Source organism: Bacillus sp. JST-5 (genome assembly GCF_057747715.1).
Genome location: NZ_JBYLHW010000036.1, coordinates 1 through 20301, shown reverse-complemented (window position 1 = coordinate 20301; position 20301 = coordinate 1). Strand labels below are relative to the sequence as shown.

The following is a 20301-nucleotide window of genomic DNA, read 5'->3' as shown; positions in this document are numbered from 1 at the left end:
GAGACAAGACCAATATAAATTAAGATGCTCCCCAAAGTTATTGGGGAGCTGAACAAATTCCATAGTCCGAAAGGTTATTTAACATCCCTTTTGCTAATGTTCCGCATATTATATTTGAGTCTTTTGGATTGGATGTAGCACTACCATTATTTTTAGAAAGTTCAACCGTCATCTTTGGTACACGTAATTGTTCTTCAAACTCGAAATGAACATTTTCTTTGTTTTTATTTAATAAAAATTTTGCTTCATCAGCGTAAATCCATTTTCCTTGTAATAAAATGCTCCGTTGTGATTCAAATTCAGCCCCGCGAATATCGATGATTCCTCGAGGTGCATTCAATCTTATGCGGTATTCCTTATTATTCCCATTCGCTAGATCAACAAGTTTAGTAGATGGATGAATGATGATATCACCATTTTCTGACTCCACAGTAATGATGCCTTGTCCTTTTGCAGACATGGTCAACGTTACTCCTTCTTCTATTACGATTCCTTCCTTGGCTCGATACTTCATATCTTGGCTTGAAGAATAATTTCCAACTCCAGATGTAATAATCATTTTTCCTCTTGTTTCGATTTTATTCTTTATTGGAGTGTAAATATATTGTCCGTCAATGATGATAATGACAAGCCCTTGACAAATATTATTTGGAGTTTCGAGATATTGACAGCTACTTGTTTTGGAACCTGCCTTTGCCCGTAAACAAATAACATCTTGACTGACATTTTTTAAATCTACTTTAAAAGAGGCTTCGTTTTTTTCATTATCAATAATTTTATTTCCAACCATTGAAACATCTATGGTTTGAGAGAAATTAGCTTGATAAGTATCACCCTCACGAATAGCCTTAAATACTTCCAATTCCCCGTACGATGGCTGAATATGGATCGTGATAGTAGAACGAGAAATATCACAATTCTCTACACTGCCAATTCTTAACGATACATCGGAATTTTGAGGTAGTGCATCATGAAATGTCAACCGTTTAGTATAAAATAAACGCTCTCCACTGTCTTTCTTCTTGTTGTGATTTTCATCTCCAAAAAACACTTCTACAACAAATTCGTAGGTAGAAGGTATTGGCTGTTTTTTTTCTACTATCATTCCGTTTGGATCAATGATATAAGAGTAAAAGGATAATTGGCTTTCATCAGGTAGTGTAACTGTATTCGGCTTTGAGCCACCTGTATATAGTTCGCTGTTAAGAAATGTATCTTTATTTTTTATATAGGAGTTCATTGTCGATTGAGCAAGTTGTATCACTTGTTGTTGGTGGTATAAGCGAGTTTCAGTTGAATGATTTTGAAAAAGAAAAGAATAGATTGCGAGAATGCCAATGGATAAAATGGTAGATATCATTAAAACAATGATTAATGTATTTCCTGAATCAAATCTTTTTTTCATTTTCTCTCCCTTTTCATGAAGAAAATAATATTAATATACTACTATTTTACTATATAATAGAAAATAAAGGAATATTTTACTTATTTTTAAAAGGGGATTTGGTAATGAAAAATCGAAAGCGTTTGGGGGATTTGTTACTAGAAGCAGGATTGATTACGAACGAACAGCTGGCATATACGTTAAAGCATAAAAAAGAAGGTCAAAAACTAGGTGATGCACTTGTTGAAAATGAATTTATCAGTGAGTACCAGCTCATAGAAGTACTAGAAATTCAGCTAGGAATCCCGCATGTTACATTACATAGATTTCCGATTGATCCGGATTTAATTAAATATATTTCGAAAGATTATGCGAAGCGAAATCTTGTTTTTCCAATTAAAAAACAAGATCGGGAATTAACTGTGGCTATGAATGATCCGATGGATTATTTTACAATTGATGAACTTTCCATGTCCACAGGATTTAAAATTCGTCCTGTCATCGCTACAAAAGAAGAAATTATCAATGCCATATACAAATTTTATGACAAAGAGGAATATTTGACGGGAGAAATAGGAGTGTTTGTGGAGAATGAAGGTGAGTCTGATGCACCTGCAGTTAAGTTAGTAAATCAAATTTTGGCAGCTGGAATTCATTTGAAAGCAAGTGACATTCATCTTGATCCTCATGCTAATAACGTATCGGTTCGCTATCGTATCGACGGAGAGCTACGTACAGAGAGGGTAATTGCTAAGTTAATGTATCCATCAGTCGTTGCTAGAATTAAAATACTAGGAAACTTAAACATTACTGAAACGAGACTTCCTCAAGACGGAAGAATAAAGATTGATGTTGAACAGACGAAAGTGGACTTGAGAATATCGATTTTACCGACTGTTCATGGAGAAAAAGTTGTTATTCGTATTCTAGATTTAGAAAATGTATTTAAAGAAATCACACAACTTGGTTTTAGTGATGATAATTTAAATAAATTTCGCCATTTAATTCACAACACGGGTGGTTTAATTTTAATTACGGGACCTACCGGAAGCGGTAAAACTTCTACTTTATACGCAGCGTTACAACATTTGAATAAAGATACAGTTAATATAATTACGGTTGAAGATCCTGTTGAGTATGAGTTAGAAGGCATTAATCAAGTGCAAGTTCATCCTCAGATTGGTCTAACATTTGCAAATGGTTTACGTTCAATTTTAAGACAAGATCCAAATATCATCATGATTGGTGAAATTCGTGATGAAGAGACAGCAGAAATTGCGATTCGTGCTTCATTAACGGGACATCTTGTTTTAAGTACGTTACATACAAATAGTGCGATTTCAGCCATTCCACGATTATTAGATATGGGGCTGCCCCCTTATTTAGTTATTTCATCCTTAATCGGTGTTGTCGGACAAAGGCTAGTTCGGAAAATTTGTACAGATTGTATAGAATCATATAAACCGACTGAAATGGAAAAACAAGTATTCCATCAACGAGGATTGCAAGTCGAAAAGTTATATCGTGGAAAAGGGTGTAATCGATGTTTCCATACTGGATTTAAAGGGAGAATAGCTATACATGAGGTACTCGTTTTAACTCCCGAAATTAAATCTTTACTTTCAGAAAACCAAAAGACAGATGCCTTACATCAATATTGTCAAGATAAAGGAATGAAATTTTTATTAGATGATGGATTATTTAAGGCAATGGACGGTGTTACAACAGTCGATGAAGTATTGAGAGTCATCAGTCATATATAAGGGGGAAAATTGGTGAAAGAGAGATTAGATAATTATTTAAAAAGAGCGTTCGAACTCGGAGCATCTGATATTCACTTAACTGTAGGTGTAACTCCAATGATGAGGCTGCACGGTAAACTGGAACCAATCGGGGAAGAAACACTTCTTCCGAGAGATACAGAAGAGATGGCACGAGTGTTAGTTCCTGAATTTCTATGGGACACCTTTGAAGAACGTGGTGAAATAGACTTCTCTTATAGTATACAAGGAGTTTCTCGTTTTCGTGTGAACGCTTATCATCAACGCTCTTGCGTTTGTATAGCCATCCGAGTGATTCCACAAAAAATCCCTACATTTGAAGAGTTACACTTACCACCCGTTTTAAAAAGTGTTATTCAACAGCATCAAGGATTAATTTTAGTTACAGGGCCAACCGGTAGTGGAAAATCTACAACATTAGCAGCGATGATCGATGAAATGAATAGGACGTTACAAAGACATATTGTAACACTAGAAGATCCTATTGAATATTTACATCGACATCAGCGATGCATTATCAATCAACGGGAAGTCGGATTTGATACGAAAAGTTTCGCCAATGGACTTCGTGCATGTTTACGTCAAGATCCAGATGTCATTTTAGTTGGCGAAATGAGAGATTTAGAAACGATTTCAACTGCCATCACTGCAGCAGAAACAGGACATTTAGTGTTAGCCACACTGCACACATCAGATGCACCTACAACGATTGACCGTATTATCGATGTATTTCCTGGTGAGCAACAAGGACAAGTTCGCATTCAGTTAGCATCTGTTTTACAAGCGATTATTTCTCAACGACTTTTTCCGTTGAAAGATGGAAAGGGACGTGTGGCAGCCTTTGAAGTATTAATTTCGAATCCTGCTATTCGAAACTTAATTAGAAATGAGAAAATCCATCAAATTCATAGCATTATGCAAACAAGTCGTGCCGCAGGAATGCAAACGTTAACGATGTCTGTACAACAATTAGTTCATGAAGGAAAAATATCAACCGAAGTGGCACTTCCATATTTATCGGGAGGGATGAAATAACATGCCCGTTTATCAATATAAAGGTCGTAACCGGCTTGGAGAACGTGTAAAGGGGCGAGTGAATGCGCAAAATCGAAGTGATGCAGTTACCAAATTAAAGGGAGATGGAATAAGTATTCAAACCATTGAAGAGCTACAAGGAATATTATTTAAAGATGTATCACTTACGCTCCGTAAAGTGAAGCATAAGCACTTTGTCGTTTTTCTTCGCCAATTTTCTACGCTTATAAAAGCAGGTATTTCTATTAGCGATGCCACGGATATTTTAGCCAAACAAACAGAAAGTAAGATGTTAGCCGAAACGTTAGCTGAGATTTCAACTGACATTAGAAAAGGAAACCCGTTTTCAAAAGCAGCAGAAAAATTTCCTAAAATTTTTCCAGCACTATTTATTAATATGATGCGAGTAGGGGAAGCAAGTGGGCAAGTGGATGAAATATTAGATCGGATGGCTGTCTATTATGAAAAACAGTACGAAACAAGACAAAAAGTAAAAACTGCTTTAACGTATCCAACAATACTTTTTATTATTACCATTGTTATTTTTATTTTTATGTTGACTTTTATCGTACCAAGATTTACTTCAATGTTCAGTTCATTAAATGCAGAACTTCCTACCATAACACGAATCGTATTATCCTTAAGTCATGCATTGCAAGATTACTGGATTTATCTATTTGTTCTGATAGCTATTTGTCTCTTAATTATTATAAATACTAGAAAAATTCCAACAGTGAAATATTATAGAGATGTTATGAAATTACGTTCACCTATATTTGGAAGCTTGTTACTTAAAGATGCAATGGCTCGTATGACTCGAACCCTTAGTATTTTATATAGTGCAACCGTTCCAATCATTGAAGCAATTTCAATCGTACAGTTAGTAATGAACAACGATGTTATCAACAAAGTATTGGATAAGTCGAAAATTTCGTTGGAAAAAGGAAAGTCTATGACAGAACCTTTAGAGAATCATTGGGCGTTCCCATCTTTTGTTTCGAATATGATTTCCGTTGGAGAAAAGTCCGGCTCGCTTGATTTGATGCTAGAAAAAATCGCCGATTATTACGAATCGGAAGTCCAACATGCGACCGATCAATTAAAATCTTTAATCGAGCCGATCTTAATTTTTATCATCGCTATTTTAGTCGGAGTGATTGTTTTATCTATAATGATCCCAATGTTAACATTTTTTCAAAATATTTGAAAAAAAGACAAAATTCGCTATGGATAAATTATCCAACCCATCTTATAATTTGATATAGGACACAGAGGCTATAAACAAAAATAATTATCTAGTAAAAAAGTTCTATATCTTGGAAGGGTGGTATTCATGGTCAAATGGATGAAGCAAATTCGTAGAAATGAAAAAGGACTAACACTCATCGAACTTTTAGCAGTAATTGTCATTTTAGGAATCGTTGCCGCAATCGCCATTCCGGCAATCGGAAGTATTATTAACGATAGTAAACAAGACGCCCATAAATCTAATGCTCTAATGGTATTAAATGCAGCTAAATTAGCTGAAGCAGCAGGAGTAACTGCAGGTGATAATTGGGAAATATCCTTAAAGGAATTGGTTGATAACGGATATTTATCTACCGTTCCAAAAAATCCAGATAATGAAGAATCTTATAATGGAACACAAAGCTATGTGAAAAAAGAGAATGGAAAGTATTCTGTAAAATTAGAACCTGGTCCAATTGAAGATATTTCTGAAGATGAATTAAACGGTAATTCAGACTAATAAAAGTAAATGGATAAAGAAATAGAATTTTTAAAAGAATATTAGGGCTTCTTGCCCTTTTTTTTATACATCATCTCAATTCAAAATGCTGGAGTAGATTTGCAAATGATGATAGCTTACACGATATTATTTTTTATTACTGGTCTGATTTTTGGATCGTTTTTTAACGTCGTTGGGTTAAGAGTTCCAATAGGTAAATCGATTGTTGCCCCACGATCCCATTGTCCGACTTGTAAAAGATTTTTGCATGCATTCGAATTGATTCCCGTTCTTTCTTATATTTTTCAAAGAGGGAAGTGCCGAACGTGCAAAACGAACATTTCTCCCATCTATCCAGTTATGGAATTTTTGACAGGATTTTTATTCGCCTATAGTTTTTCAAAATACCATTGGAGTTTTGAATTCGTAGAAGTTCTTTTTCTTGTTTCGTTGTTAGTAATTTTAACTGTTTCAGATATTACTTATATGCTCATTCCTAACAAACTATTACTCTTTTTCTTTTTTCTATTTCTTATTGTTCGTTTCGTTAAACCGTTAAATCCTTGGTGGGATTCTCTACTTGGTGCTGCTATAGGTTTTATTGTCTTGTTTCTAATTATGATTATCAGCCGAGGGGGAATGGGTGGTGGAGACGTAAAACTATTTTCTTTATTAGGATTATTGCTAGGGACAAAACAAGTGATGATTATCTTTTTCTTTTCTTCTTTTTTTGGTGCCCTATATGGTCTATTGATGATGATCTTTGGTCAATACAATAGAAAGTCAGCGATTCCATTTGGGCCATTCATTGCACTAGGAACATTATTTACTGTCTATTATTCGGAATCAGTTATTCAATGGTATATGAATCTTTTATCGTAGCTGAGGGAGTTGACCTACTCGAATGTTTATGACAGGTTGGAAACATATCCATTTTATTTTTACCGATGAATTGATTAGATTTGTTGTGACTGGCAGAAAGAAAAACATCCTTTCTTTTCAACAAAAATCTATACCTCACGGGTTGATTATTGACGGAAAAATTCAAGATGAATCCGAATTAATCCGACTGATGAAAAAATGGTTAAAAGAAAATAAAATTGGCTCCATGCATGCTAGCTTTTGTATCCCAGATGGACAGGCAATCGTTCGTAAAGTATCTGTTCCAAACTCTGTAGTTAAAGAAGAATTAAAAGGGCATTTATATATGGAAATTGGCGAAACCATTCATCTGCCGTTTAACGATCCGGTTTTGGAAGTAATCGATTTAAGAGAAACTGAAGAATTTAAAGAAGAAGTACTCTTTATTGCTACAAGAGAGTCGATTGTCCAAGAATATTCCGAACTGTTACGAAAGCTGAAATTTGAACCGATCGTGGCGGATTTATCGTTTTTGTCTATTTATCGACTCGCCCATCATTTACATATGACCGACGATGAGGAACCAACGTTATTTGCCCAAATAAGTAGAAATGATATTCAAATTACGATTTTTTACAAACATATTCCTTTATATGTACATCATTCAAGAATAGACGATGAACTACCTGTTGACATCATAAGAAGTGATGAAGGAAATGACGAACTAATTATACAGGAAGAAAACAAGGAACACATAGTATCAGGTAGTTACGTAACAATTGCTTCACAAATGGAGCGAATCAACACGTTTTTTACTTATAACATTTCAAAAGGATCCAGTGATGTGAAGCGAATGATAGTTAGCGGTACTCATCCACTCCTAAAGGAAATTACCTATAAATTAAAAGACCATTTTACAATCCCTGTTTATCTTATTGATGAGGAGTGTACTTCTTCTCTATTGAATGCAAATGCTCCATTTTATTTTGCCGATTGTATAGGTCTATCATTAAAGTAGGTGACAACATGCTAGTAGAGATTAATTTTATAGAGAAAAAGAAAAAGTCGATATGGAACTTTTGGTTTTTTCTTACACAAATAGCTTTCTTTACAGCCATATTTAGTTGGTTATTATACCAATATTATAATTTAGGCAATAAACAAGACCTTTTGGATGAACAAATAAGGATGGAGCGGGAACTACGTACGGTCCTTGAGCAGAACTCCCAAAATACTAATCAACAATTAGAAGCGATAGAAATTATTAAGAAATATCCGATTTCGGTTACTACATTGTTCAGTCAAATAACTGAATCATTGCCGAATGGTGCAAATATAATGCAAGTATCTTTAAATTCGACAAAGGAATTGGTAATTGGTATTCAAACGAATGATAAGCCATCAGTGGCGAAATATGTAAAAACATTAAAATCATTACCTATGTTTGAACAGGTGTCTTTAACGGATATCACATCAAGCACTCAAGGGGATGATAAAAAAGAAGTCTATCAATCTCTTATTCAACTCCAACTCAATCGAAGTGCATTAACGAAAACAGGTGAAGCGAATGAATAGAAAGCCACTACTGATTCAAGTTTTTCTATTTATCATTTTAACGATTGGTGTTATTTATATTTTTTTTCAATGGGTACAGCCACTTAAAGATACGGTCGAACATTTACAATTTCAATTATCAGAAGAACGAATGTTAAATGAAAAACTGAGCGAAAGAGAAAAGCAACAAGAGCAGACAACTGATGAGATACGAGCGCTTCCAGTTGATGATCCACTGGTAGAAGAAATCATTCTCGATCTTCATTCGATCGAAGGGAAGAGTGATTCAATTATTTCCGACATGTCATTTACAGAAAATGATATATCTGTAAATAATGATAAAAACATTCCTATCTACACCTTTCGTATCGATTTGAAATTAGAAGCAAAAAACAATCAAAGTTTGACAACGTTTTTAAAATCGATTGAAGAAAACGAACGTATTTATAGCATTGAATCCGTTCAATTTTCGAATAGTAGTGACAATCAACCGATAACTGCTTCTATTTCGTTAAATACTTATTATATAAAAGAATAATTACTCGAAATTTCACGAAAACCTTTACGGATAAGACGACAAAAGTCTTGTCCATTTTTTTTGCTTGTATGCTAGCATAAAACAATAACTCAAAGGGAGGGATCATCTTGGGAGAAAATAAAGGAAAAATTACTATTAAAATTAATGGCGAAGAAAAGCCATTTAACGATTTTGATTATGAATGGAAAAATGTTGAAAAAGAAATCGCTGCTAGTGAAGAAATCAAAGATGATGAAATAGATTGGTATATTCCGACCGTCAATAAAAAAGGAGGAAAGAAAAAGAACGTCTATGCTTTTCCAAAGAAAAATGGATGGAATCATAGATCGAAAAGAAATGTTAGTCGTTCTTTTCCTCTATCAGCAATCCTAATGAGCATTTTTGCTATTGCAACTGGATGTTTAATTGCTTTTTTTATGTGGAATATCCTAGTAAATAATGATATTAGTAACAAAAACGAACCTTCCGTACCTGCTTCGGCATCACCAACAAATAATGGTAATGAAATAGTTACTCTAAAAAGATTACCAACTTATATTGTACAAGCTGGTGTTTTTACAAAAGAAGAATCAGCAAAGGCTCATAAAAATTCATTAGAAGAAAAAAAGTTGCCAGCAGGTATTTTAAAAACAAGTGAAGACTTTCGTGTTTTTATCGGATTAGCACCTAATCAAGAGATGGCGAAAAAAGTACAAGAAAAATATAAAAAAATAGAAGAAGAAACGTATGCACGAGAGATCATTTTCCCTGAAAGAGAAATAAAGGGAATAAGTAAAACGGAAAAAGAATTTCTTGAATCAGCTTTATCTTATTATGAAACATTACTTGTAATTAATAATGATCTGCAATTACTTGGAAAAAGTAGCAAAAGTGAAGAACTAAAAGAGACATTAAAGAAATTGAAAGAATTGGAGGGGATCAATAATAAAACGGTTGAATCCATCCATAAACATCTCGTCCAGTCCGGGGAATCGTTTCAAAAATTTATAGAAGAGAATAGTCAAGAAGATCTATTGAATGGGCAAAAATCGTTAATCAAGTTTGTAGAAGAATATTCCAGTTTGTAAAATGATGAATTTCAAAATAATGGTGTTCAAAAAACATTTCTTTTCCCTTCAAAAGAATTTTTTTAGTCGTGGAATGTTGCGAAAATGAAATGTTTTAGTCATTGTTTGTCATCCTTTCTTTTGATACGATAAAGGCAGTATCTCCCAGGTTAGGATAGAAGAAAGGAATGGTGGTATTAGTGTCACACCTCGTTTTGGCTTCACAATCACCTCGTCGAAAAGAACTCCTCGAACAATTGGGTTATACCATTCAAACAGTAGCTAGTCATGTGGATGAGTCGGTTGATGAAACTCTATCCCCGGAAGAAATTGTTCAACAACTGTCATTACGTAAAGCGAAATCGACTGCGGAAGATTATCCGAATCATTACGTTATTGGTGCAGATACCATTGTTTATTTGGATGGAAAAGTGTTTGGGAAGCCTCAAAATGAGAATGAGGCTTTTCAAATGTTAAAACAGTTATCAGGAAAAACGCATGAAGTTTTTACTGGTGTATCTGTAATTTATCGTCATCAACAGCAGACATTTGTCGAAAAAGCTTCTGTGACATTTTGGGAGCTAACGGATGATGAAGTGGCATCGTATATTCGTACTGGGGAACCTTTAGATAAAGCAGGTGCCTATGGAATTCAAGGAAAAGGCGCATTACTTGTCAAAAAGGTCAATGGAGATTATTATACGATTGTTGGACTACCGATTTCACGGCTTTATCGTTGCTTGAATGACATGGGCTTTAACAAAAGATAATCGTTGGCTCCCTAAAATGTCACTTTTAGGGAGGTTCAATCGTGACAATTGATGCAAAAGTGATGTTGAAAGACTATCCGACGGAAGAAAGACCTCGAGAACGTTTTATTCAACATGGACCTGAAAGCTTATCTATTCAAGAACTCATTGCCATTCTTTTAAGAACAGGTACGAAAGAAGAATCGGTCTTGCAATTGGCGCAAAAAATCATTCGTCATTTCGACGGATTGCGCATGTTGAAGAATGCAACATTAGAAGAATTAACTTCCATCAAAGGGGTAGGCAAAGCGAAGGCTGTTCAATTACTTGCCTCTATTGAACTCGGAAGAAGAATCGCTTCTTTTCGAGAAGAAGATAAATATGTCATTCGTTCTCCGGAAGATGGTGCCAATTATGTGATGGAAGAGATGCGTTTTTTATCACAAGAGCACTTCGTTTGTTTATTCCTCAATACAAAAAATCAAGTATTATTTCAAAAAACTATTTTTATCGGCAGTTTAAATTCTTCCATTGTTCATCCACGTGAAATTTTTAAAGAAGCGCTAAAACGTTCAGCGGCATCCATTATATGCGTACACAATCATCCATCTGGCGACCCAACTCCGAGCAAAGAAGATATTGATGTAACGAGAAGACTTGTCGAATGTGGGAAAATGATGGGGATTGAACTACTCGATCATATTATTATCGGGGAGAAAAAGTATGTGAGTTTGAAAGAAAAAGGTTATATGTAACACTATGAAAAATATATCAGATACGATATAATATTGGGTATGATTTTTTCACCACTTCATTTTTTTATGTAAATTTGAATACACTAATACAGCCATTAGAAACTTCTTAAATTTGTATTCAGAAAGGGAGATACATAATATGTTTGGAATCGGATCAAAAGATTTAGGAATAGATTTAGGTACGGCCAATACGCTTGTGTTTGTAAAAGGAAAAGGGATTGTTTTAAGAGAACCGTCTGTTGTTGCCTTTCAAACAGATACAAAAAAAATTGTTGCTGTTGGAAATGATGCGAAAAATATGATTGGACGCACTCCAGGAAATGTTGTAGCATTACGTCCAATGAAAGACGGAGTGATTGCTGATTATGAAACAACGGCAACTATGATGAAATATTACATTCAACAAGCGACAAAAAATAAAGGTTTATTTTCACGAAAACCATATGTAATGGTTTGTGTTCCATCTGGTATTACAGCGGTAGAAGAACGTGCTGTTATAGATGCAACTAGACAAGCTGGAGCTAGAGATGCATATACGATTGAAGAACCGTTTGCCGCAGCAATTGGGGCGAATTTACCAGTATGGGAACCAACCGGTAGCATGGTCGTTGATATTGGTGGTGGAACTACTGAAGTTGCCATTATTTCTCTAGGCGGAATTGTCACAAGCCAATCCATTCGCATTGCAGGCGATGAAATGGATGAAGCGATTATTAGCTATATTCGAAAACAATATAATTTAATGATTGGAGACCGCACAGCAGAAATTATTAAAATGGAAATCGGTTCTGCAGGAGATCCAGAAGGTATTGATAATATTGAAATTCGTGGTCGAGATTTATTGACTGGCTTACCAAAAACAATTGAAATTACCGCAGAAGAAGTTTCAAAAGCATTACATGATACCGTTTATGCAATTGTAGATGCGGTGAAAAATACTTTAGAAAAAACTCCTCCTGAATTAGCAGCCGATATTATGGATCGTGGAATCGTCCTAACTGGCGGTGGTGCATTATTAAGAAATATAGATAAAATCATTAGTGAAGAAACAAATATGCCAGTGTTAATTGCAGAAAACCCACTAGATTGTGTGGCTATTGGTACTGGAAAAGCGTTAGAACATATCGATTTATTCAAAAATAAAGCAAAAGATTTACGTTAATGGTGTTAGAGAGGTGAAATCATGCCACAGTTTTTATTAAATAAACGGTTAATCATATCTTTAGTTTGTATTATTGTTCTCGTGGCATTGATCGGCTTCTCTAGGCAAGAAAGAAGTAAATTAAGTTGGCCGGAACAATTAATAAAAGATACGACAGGCTTTGTTCAGTCGATCGTTTCAAAGCCCGCGCATGTTGTTGCGGGCTTTTTCAAAGAAATTAATGAAATACAAAAAACATACGAAGAAAACCGGGTTTTAAAACAACGGTTGGATGAATATGTTCAGCTAAAAGTAAAAGTGAATGATTTAGAAAAGCAAAATGAAGAGTTAAAACGTATTTTAAACAAAGATACTGACCTATCCGAATATGATCCAATCGATGCATCTGTGTTGGCGAGAAATCCGGATCGTTGGAATGAAATCATCGTGATTGATAAGGGAGAAGTTAACGGGGTAAAAAAAGATATGGCGGTTATTACGATTGACGGCATGATAGGAAAAGTGAAAAGCACGTCTAAATTTACGTCCAACGTTCAATTGCTAAGCACGATGGATCCGTTAAATCGTATTTCTGCCATTGTTCAAGGAGAAGAAGATGTGTTTGGCGTTATCCACGGCTATGATAGCCAACAAGAACGATTACTATTAAAAGAAATTCCAATCGACAAAAAAATAACAAAAGGACAAGATGTTATAACTTCCGGATTAGGATGCCAATTCCCAAGAGGTTTGTATATTGGTAAAATTACTAGCGTAGAAACAGACAAAAATGGATTAACACAAACTGCTTATATCAAACCTTCTGCAAATTTATATGATATCGATTATGTAATGGTAACGAAACGTGTGATGGAATGTGAACATGTAAACTTAACCGATGAGGGGGGAAGCTCATGAATCGAGTCTATGTCCCCCTTGTCGCCATTTTATGTTTTATAGGGGAAAATTTATTTGTTTCGTTAATCCCTAGCGTTGCTTACGACAACTGGATTTTCGTTCCTCGCTTTATTTTTGTTTTTTTAATTTTTGTAACGGTGTATTATGATAAAAAAACAGGAATTTTTTATGCCTTTCTCTTTGGACTGTTACAAGATGTGATTTATGCAGAAATTTTTGGAATCTATTTATTCTGGTACCCATTTACTATTTATTTAGTATACTTATTGATGAAGGTACTACAATCAAATATATTTATGGTAAGTCTTGTTACGATTGTTAGTCTTACCTTTTTAGAATTTGGTATCTATCAAATTTATTTATTGTTAAGAGAAACAACGATGAATTATCAGCAATTCGCCAATATACGTTTACTACCAACTATTTTGTTAAATATCATTTTCTTCTTTATACTATTTTATCCTGTAAAAAAACGACTTGAATATTATAATAAAATTAGACGTGATGAAGAGGGCATGTTCCAATCATAATTCTAAATTAAAAGATTAAATGATGAAAAAAGGAAAATGCCCGCCTTTTGTTGAACTTTTAACTTATTGAGGTGACACATGCATGAGAAAATTGCAAAATGTTATGATTAAAGGAACAAAGGACGGGCTTATTCTTCATTTAGATGACACATGCTCCTTTCCTGAATTGTTAAAAGAATTAGAAGAAAAAATATCGATCCATTATCAACAGGATGAGGATACTCCTCTTGTAACGGTTCGAATCCATACGGGATACCGTTACTTAACGAGTCAGCAGGAGCAAGCGATACGGGATTTAATTCGTCATAAGAAAAATTTTGTCGTAGAATCGATTGAATCAAATGTCGTATCAAAAGAAGATGCCGATCGCATGAAAAGAGAATCAGAGATTGTCTCGGTTGCAAAAGTTGTTCGATCTGGACAAGTTTTATCGGTACCCGGAGATCTTTTGCTTATTGGAGACGTGAATCCTGGTGGGACAGTGATAGCAGGTGGAAATATTTTTATTTTAGGGGCATTAAGAGGGATAGCCCATGCTGGATATGAAGGAAATCTTGAAGCAGTAATTTGTGCATCGCTTATGCAACCGACACAGTTAAGAATTGGTGAATACATAAATCGTGCACCTGATAGGGACGATCAAGAACGTCATGATATGGAATGTGCATATGTAGATGATTCAAATGTCATCGTTATAGATCGATTACAAACGTTGATAAAACTGCGTCCAAACTTAACGAGATTGATAGAAGGGGGACTATAAGTCGTGGGAGAGGCGATTGTTGTTACCTCCGGTAAAGGCGGAGTAGGAAAAACGACTACATCGGCTAACATCGGAACCGCGTTGGCAATGCAAGGAAAAAAAGTATGTTTAATCGATACAGATATCGGTTTAAGAAATCTTGACGTCGTCATGGGGTTAGAAAACCGTGTCATTTATGATATAGTCGATGTTGCGACTGGTCGTTGCAAGCTTCATCAAGCATTAATTAAAGATAAACGATTTAATGATTTACTGTTTCTATTACCTGCTGCACAAACGAGCGATAAAACGGCAGTTACGCCAAATCAAATAAAAAAAATGGTAGAGGAATTAAAACAAGAATATGATTATATTTTAATAGACTGTCCTGCTGGAATTGAACAAGGATTTAAAAACGCAATTGCTGGTGCTGATCAGGCGATTGTTGTCACTACACCGGAAATTTCAGCGATTCGTGATGCCGACCGTATTATAGGATTACTTGAAAAAGAAGATATTGAACCTCCTAAGCTAGTTATCAATCGTATTCGAAATCATATGATGAAAAAAGGTGAAATGTTAGATATTGACGAAATCACGGCTCATTTATCCATCGATCTGTTAGGAATTGTCGCAGACGATGAAGCAGTGATTCGTGCATCAAATGATGGAGAGCCGATCGTGTTAAATCCGAACAGTAAGGCTAGCATTGCGTACCGAAATATTGCTAGAAGGATATTAGGCGAATCCGTTCCTTTGCAAAACTTAGATACGACTTCAAAAGGAGTTTTTTCAAAAATAAAACAATTATTTGGTGTAAGATAAATAAACACCCAAGTAGAACATGACTTTCTGTTTTGAAAGTTATAAACGTTCGCTTGGGTTTTTTTATTGTATCTTATAGCTCTCTAACTTTAAGATTTCCTAACCAAACCAAAGCGCAGTCATACTTTTATAAGACAAGTCATACACTTGTACAAAAAATGATCGAAAAAGGAATGGTTGTATGTATGCGTAATCGGGCAGAAGAAATAAAAAAGAGAATCGCTAATCGTAGGAAAGAAAGAAATCGCAAATCCCATCGTTCCACAAAGTTATTATCTCCTAACTACCATGTTCCTTCCTCTACGTTAGATAATCTAGAACATCAAGAATTTCCGCTCTTTAACAAAGAAGTATTTATTTTTAAATTGTTAATGTCTGCTTGTATTGTTCTCATTACAGCTATTTTATTTAAAAATTCTTCTCCACAATTTGATCAAGCTCGTCAATTTGTTACTAAAACAATGAAGGAAGAATTTCAATTTGCAGCGGTAGCCGGATGGTATGAAGATTTATTCGGAAAACCGTTAGCATTGTTCCCTCGTAAAGAGAAAACGGATGAAGAAACAACCTTTGAATATGCATTACCAGCTTCGAACTTTCAATCAAACAAAGAGGGGATCATGATTGAAACTGCTACCGATGCACCTGTAAAAGCGATGAACAAAGGTTTAGTCATTTTTACTGGTGTCAAAGATTCTTATGGGAAAACGGTCATGATTCAACATGAAGATAAAAGTATCAGTTGGTATGGACATTTAGGAGACATTAAAGTTGGTTTATATGAGCGGGTGGATAAAAATACGGAAATTGGTACTGTTTCCAATCATGAGGATGGTTCGAAAGGCGAATTTTATTTTGCTATTGAAAAAGATAACAAATTTATTGATCCAACACAGGTGATTACGTTTGAATAACTTATGGATGTTATTAAAAAATACCCGCATTCATTTTACATTATGGTTCATGATTGCTACTGCCGTTGTTACTGGTTATTTTTATGAATTATTGATGATATTAGTGATTATTTTTATCCACGAAATTGGGCATATCCTTTTTGCCCATTTTTTTTCATGGAGAATACGAAAAGTGACATTCCTACCATTTGGAGGAATGGTAGAAACAGAAGAATTCGGAAATAAGCCGATGAAAGAAGAGTTTTTTGTTACCATTGGTGGACCGCTTCAACACCTATTATTATGGGGGGGGTCTTCCATTTTATATTCCCTTTCTTTCATATCAGAAAATACGTTTGCAATTTTTAATCATTACAATCTTGTCATTTTACTATTTAATCTTTTACCGATTTGGCCATTAGATGGGGGAAAACTTTTATACCTCTTTTTCTCTATGAAACATCCATTTATGAATGCATATAAATGGACGTTATTCGTTTCATTATATTCTTTAATCCTCTTTATTTTCATTCTCCTATACGTGTCTCCGTTGCAATTAAATGGATGGATCATTATTATTTATTTGTTATTATCAATAATAAAGGACTGGCGTCAACGAAACTTTATATTTATGAGATTTTTATTAAACCGTTATTACCAGCATGAACATTTTTCATCGATTGTTCCTATTTACTTAGACAGTCAACAAACAGTTTTGGATGCCCTCTCTCAATTTCGGAGAGACTGTCAACATATTATAAAAGTCATGAATAAAGGGAAAGTGAAAGGGACGATTGAGGAACAATATTTATTAGATTCTTTTTTTCGTTCAAATGCTATATCCCAACCAATTAGTCATTTTCTTTCTTAAAAAAGTATGCGTATTACACCTTTTTTCCTTGATGAAAAAAACATACAAGGAAATCTTCCAAACAATGAGGGATCATCTGCTTTATTAAACATGGCAATAAAAGATTTTTAAGGAGAGAACAATGAAAACAGTCATTATTAATGCAAGAGAAACAGAACGAAGATTGGCCGTATTAAATGATGGACGGATTGAAAAAATCATGATTGACCAACCACATTCTCGTTCGAAAGTCGGTCACATATATGTAGGTGTTGTAGAAAAAGTGGTTCCAAGTTTAAATGCTGCGTTCGTTCATTTAGGAAACGGGATGAAAGGATATATTCATCGAAATCAATTAGTTTCTTATATTTCAAGCAAAGATCCTATGAAACAAACAACTCCCATTTCATCGTTCGTCTTTCAAGGAGAAAAGCTAATGGTACAAATTGAAAAAGACGAAACCGATCATAAACTTTATCGGTTAACGGGAATTATTGAACTCCCCGGAAAAAATATTGTATATATGCCAAACGGACATTATATCGCAGTTTCTAAAAAAATGGAGGAACATACACGAGAAGACTGGAGAATGTGGGTGGCGCAACAAAAAAAAGAACATGAAGGTATCCTCATTCGAACAAATGCAAAATTTTCAACAAAAGAAAAAGTTTTTTCCGAATGGAAAATCTTAAGAGAACGTTATGAAAAGTTAGTACTTTTCTCACAACAAGTGAAAGCACCAGCATTATTGGAGGAAATGGATAATTTTATTCAACAAATTGTGAATGAAACGATTGAATTAGAAACGGAAGTAATTTGTGACAGTATAGAATTCATTCAAGAGTTAAAAACTCACATTCCTAATATTAATATTCAATTTTATCGAGAAAAAGAAAATATATTTACAGCCTATCGAATTGATGGAGAATTAGAAAAAGCGACAAAAAAAGTGTATTGGCTATCCAATGGTTCTTATTTTATTATGGAGCATACGGAAGCTTGTACAGTTATTGATGTGAATTCAGGGAAATCTATTAGTCAAAAAGAAAAAGAACGTTCTATTTATGAAACAAATGCATTAGCAGCAAAAGAAATTGCTAGACAATTAATGGTTCAAAACATAAGTGGCATGATTTTAATTGATTTTATTAATATGAAAAGTCAAGGGCTTAGAGATGAACTAGTGAAACAATTCAAAGAATATTTAAAAAGGGATTCTGTAACAACTGATATTAAAGGCTTTACTTCCCTTGGCATTTTAGAAATGACGAGAAAAAGAGAAAAAAGCAGTTTAAAGGAAACATTATTGACCGATTGTCCAGTTTGTTCAGGAACAGGAAAAATCTATTCTGCCGTGTCAAAAGCATTTCAATTAGAAAGGGAATTGTGGGAATTTAAAGGTTCCGATTATTCTAAAGTGACAATTGAAGCAACTAATGATGTTATTGAACATTTTGAAGGAGAAAATAAAAAATTTAAAGAAAACCTTGAAGAAGTATTAAATGTCAAAATCATTTTTAAGGAAGTGGATGAAAATATTCCATTTTACCAAGTGATAAAAATGGAATAACATTACGAAAGGTATCTTGACTTTTTCAGTGAATATATGATAGTATTCATATGTTATTACTTGTAGCACCCGTGCTACAACCGCTCAATGCAGGTATTTAAGTTTTGTCCTTTGACAAACGCCTGACTTTGGCGAGTCTTAGTCTAAGAGGAGGTGCAGATCATGTACGCAATTATTGAAACTGGCGGTAAACAAATTCGTGTTGAAGAAGGCCAAGCTATTTATGTTGAAAAATTAAATGCTGAGCCTGGTGAAACTGTTACTTTTGACAAAGTTTTACTTGTTGGTGGCGATACTGTTAAAGTTGGTAGCCCAGTAGTTGAAGGCGCAACTGTAACTGGTAAAGTTGAAAAACAAGGTCGTCAAAAGAAAATTATCGTTTTCAAATATAAAGCGAAGAAAAACTATCGCCGTAAACAAGGTCATCGTCAACCTTATACAAAAGTTGTTATTGAAAAAATTAACGCATAAGGCGGCCAATAATGATAAAAGTAATCATTTATCAAAACGGTCAAGGAGATATATCTTCGTTTACCGTTTCGGGTCATGCTAATTTTGCTCGTCATGGTGAAGATATTGTATGTGCCGGTGTGTCGGCCGTTACATTTGGTACGGTCAATGCCATTGAAGAAATAGCAGGAATCATTCCTCAAATCGCTCAAGGCGATCAAGGTGGATTTCTCCACTGCGAACTTCCTGAAAATATAAGTAAGGAGTCGTATGAGAAAGCACAAATCTTGTTAAAAGGAATGATTGTATCGTTACAGACGATCGAAAGAGATTATGGTCAATATATGACAATTACCTTCAAATAATTAGGAGGTGGAAACTATGTTAAGATTAGACCTTCAGTTTTTCGCATCTAAAAAAGGTGTAGGTTCTACGAAAAACGGTCGTGACTCTATCGCGAAACGTCTTGGAGCTAAACGCGCAGACGGTCAATTCGTTACTGGCGGATCTATTTTATACCGTCAACGCGGAACTAAAATTTATCCAGGAGTAAACGTTGGACGTGGCGGAGACGATACTCTATATGCAAAAGTAGACGGTATCGTTCGTTTCGAACGTTTTGGACGCGATAAGAAAAAAGTTAGCGTCTACCCAGTTGCTAAAGAAGCTTAAATGGAAAGTTAAACTCTAACCAATGCGGTTAGAGTTTCTTTATGTGCGCCCGGCATGTACATGAACTATAGGGTGTAAGTCCCGAACCCCGAAGACAGAAGTAGAGGTTAGCCAAGAGCAAGGGTGTCCGTGGTGACGCGGAATCTGAAGGAAGCTGGAGGCAAAACACCGGTCCGAGGAACACGAACCTCATATAAGGCTAGGTATGATTGAGTGAGTTTGCATAACAAAACAAAGCTCTTTCTGTCGAAGGTCATATCGAGTAAATGAGGCGGATAGAT

Annotated in this window: 23 protein-coding genes and 1 other annotated feature; of the genes, 22 read left to right on the top strand and 1 reads right to left on the bottom strand. The window is 34.8% G+C overall.

Features of this window, described 5'->3' with window-relative positions; translation table 11 throughout:
* Positions 1-37: 37 nt before the first annotated feature.
* Positions 38-1405, bottom strand: a complete 1368-nt coding sequence (locus tag AC3ASS_RS08825; protein ID WP_488283160.1) for a type IV pilus modification PilV family protein — start codon at positions 1403-1405, stop codon at positions 38-40.
* A gap of 104 nt (positions 1406-1509) precedes the next feature.
* Between AC3ASS_RS08825 and AC3ASS_RS08820 the strand changes: the two genes are divergently transcribed.
* The 22 genes from AC3ASS_RS08820 to rpmA all read left to right on the top strand — a co-directional run bounded on the left by AC3ASS_RS08820 (position 1510) and on the right by rpmA (position 20020).
* Positions 1510-3147, top strand: a complete 1638-nt coding sequence (locus AC3ASS_RS08820) for a GspE/PulE family protein (protein WP_488283159.1) — start codon at positions 1510-1512, stop codon at positions 3145-3147.
* Positions 3148-3159: 12 nt separating this feature from the next.
* Positions 3160-4200: a type IV pilus twitching motility protein PilT gene (locus AC3ASS_RS08815; protein ID WP_488283158.1), complete on the top strand. Its 1041-nt coding sequence runs from the start codon at positions 3160-3162 to the stop codon at positions 4198-4200.
* 1 nt (position 4201) lies between these two features.
* On the top strand, positions 4202-5407 hold the full coding sequence (locus tag AC3ASS_RS08810) for a type II secretion system F family protein (protein ID WP_488283157.1): 1206 nt from the start codon (positions 4202-4204) through the stop codon (positions 5405-5407).
* 126 nt (positions 5408-5533) lie between these two features.
* The gene (locus tag AC3ASS_RS08805) at positions 5534-5947 is read left to right on the top strand and encodes a prepilin-type N-terminal cleavage/methylation domain-containing protein (protein ID WP_488283156.1); all 414 of its coding nucleotides are present in this window, start codon (positions 5534-5536) and stop codon (positions 5945-5947) included.
* 105 nt (positions 5948-6052) lie between these two features.
* Positions 6053-6808, top strand: coding sequence for a prepilin peptidase (locus AC3ASS_RS08800; RefSeq protein ID WP_488283155.1), 756 nt, complete (start codon positions 6053-6055; stop codon positions 6806-6808).
* Between the two features lie 22 nt (positions 6809-6830).
* On the top strand, positions 6831-7805 hold the full coding sequence (gene pilM / locus AC3ASS_RS08795; RefSeq protein WP_488283154.1) for a type IV pilus biogenesis protein PilM: 975 nt from the start codon (positions 6831-6833) through the stop codon (positions 7803-7805).
* 8 nt (positions 7806-7813) lie between these two features.
* Complete coding sequence (locus AC3ASS_RS08790) at positions 7814-8362, top strand: PilN domain-containing protein (RefSeq protein WP_488283153.1); 549 nt, start codon at positions 7814-7816, stop codon at positions 8360-8362.
* Positions 8355-8879, top strand: a complete 525-nt coding sequence (locus AC3ASS_RS08785; RefSeq protein WP_488283152.1) for a hypothetical protein — start codon at positions 8355-8357, stop codon at positions 8877-8879. Before AC3ASS_RS08790 ends, AC3ASS_RS08785 begins: the two co-directional genes overlap by 8 nt.
* A gap of 107 nt (positions 8880-8986) precedes the next feature.
* Positions 8987-9946 (top strand): SPOR domain-containing protein, encoded by a 960-nt coding sequence (locus AC3ASS_RS08780; RefSeq protein ID WP_488283151.1) that lies wholly within the window; start codon positions 8987-8989, stop codon positions 9944-9946.
* A 179-nt stretch (positions 9947-10125) separates the two neighbouring features.
* A complete protein-coding gene (locus tag AC3ASS_RS08775) occupies positions 10126-10695 on the top strand; it encodes a Maf family protein (protein ID WP_488283150.1) in 570 nt (189 codons plus the stop codon).
* 62 nt (positions 10696-10757) lie between these two features.
* Positions 10758-11429: a RadC family protein gene (gene radC / locus AC3ASS_RS08770; protein WP_488283166.1), complete on the top strand. Its 672-nt coding sequence runs from the start codon at positions 10758-10760 to the stop codon at positions 11427-11429.
* 139 nt (positions 11430-11568) lie between these two features.
* Complete coding sequence (locus tag AC3ASS_RS08765) at positions 11569-12591, top strand: rod shape-determining protein (protein ID WP_488283149.1); 1023 nt, start codon at positions 11569-11571, stop codon at positions 12589-12591.
* A 21-nt stretch (positions 12592-12612) separates the two neighbouring features.
* The gene (gene mreC, locus AC3ASS_RS08760) at positions 12613-13488 is read left to right on the top strand and encodes a rod shape-determining protein MreC (protein ID WP_488283148.1); all 876 of its coding nucleotides are present in this window, start codon (positions 12613-12615) and stop codon (positions 13486-13488) included.
* Positions 13485-14018 (top strand): rod shape-determining protein MreD, encoded by a 534-nt coding sequence (gene mreD / locus AC3ASS_RS08755; protein ID WP_488283147.1) that lies wholly within the window; start codon positions 13485-13487, stop codon positions 14016-14018. Before mreC ends, mreD begins: the two co-directional genes overlap by 4 nt.
* A gap of 82 nt (positions 14019-14100) precedes the next feature.
* Positions 14101-14781: a septum site-determining protein MinC gene (gene minC, locus AC3ASS_RS08750; RefSeq protein WP_488283146.1), complete on the top strand. Its 681-nt coding sequence runs from the start codon at positions 14101-14103 to the stop codon at positions 14779-14781.
* 3 nt (positions 14782-14784) lie between these two features.
* Positions 14785-15585, top strand: coding sequence for a septum site-determining protein MinD (minD, locus tag AC3ASS_RS08745; RefSeq protein WP_488283145.1), 801 nt, complete (start codon positions 14785-14787; stop codon positions 15583-15585).
* Between the two features lie 185 nt (positions 15586-15770).
* Complete coding sequence (locus AC3ASS_RS08740; RefSeq protein ID WP_488283144.1) at positions 15771-16499, top strand: peptidoglycan DD-metalloendopeptidase family protein; 729 nt, start codon at positions 15771-15773, stop codon at positions 16497-16499.
* A complete protein-coding gene (locus tag AC3ASS_RS08735; protein WP_488283143.1) occupies positions 16492-17349 on the top strand; it encodes a M50 family metallopeptidase in 858 nt (285 codons plus the stop codon). Before AC3ASS_RS08740 ends, AC3ASS_RS08735 begins: the two co-directional genes overlap by 8 nt.
* 121 nt (positions 17350-17470) lie before the next feature.
* Positions 17471-18898 (top strand): Rne/Rng family ribonuclease, encoded by a 1428-nt coding sequence (locus AC3ASS_RS08730; protein WP_488283142.1) that lies wholly within the window; start codon positions 17471-17473, stop codon positions 18896-18898.
* Positions 18899-18966: 68 nt separating this feature from the next.
* Positions 18967-19047 (top strand) — a sequence feature (ribosomal protein L21 leader region).
* 13 nt (positions 19048-19060) lie between these two features.
* Positions 19061-19369 (top strand): 50S ribosomal protein L21, encoded by a 309-nt coding sequence (rplU, locus tag AC3ASS_RS08725; protein WP_488283141.1) that lies wholly within the window; start codon positions 19061-19063, stop codon positions 19367-19369.
* An 11-nt stretch (positions 19370-19380) separates the two neighbouring features.
* Entirely contained in the window at positions 19381-19713 is a 333-nt protein-coding gene (locus tag AC3ASS_RS08720) for a ribosomal-processing cysteine protease Prp (protein WP_488283140.1), read from the top strand.
* 16 nt (positions 19714-19729) lie between these two features.
* On the top strand, positions 19730-20020 hold the full coding sequence (rpmA, locus tag AC3ASS_RS08715; RefSeq protein WP_488283139.1) for a 50S ribosomal protein L27: 291 nt from the start codon (positions 19730-19732) through the stop codon (positions 20018-20020).
* The last annotated feature ends 281 nt before the right edge of the window (positions 20021-20301 follow it).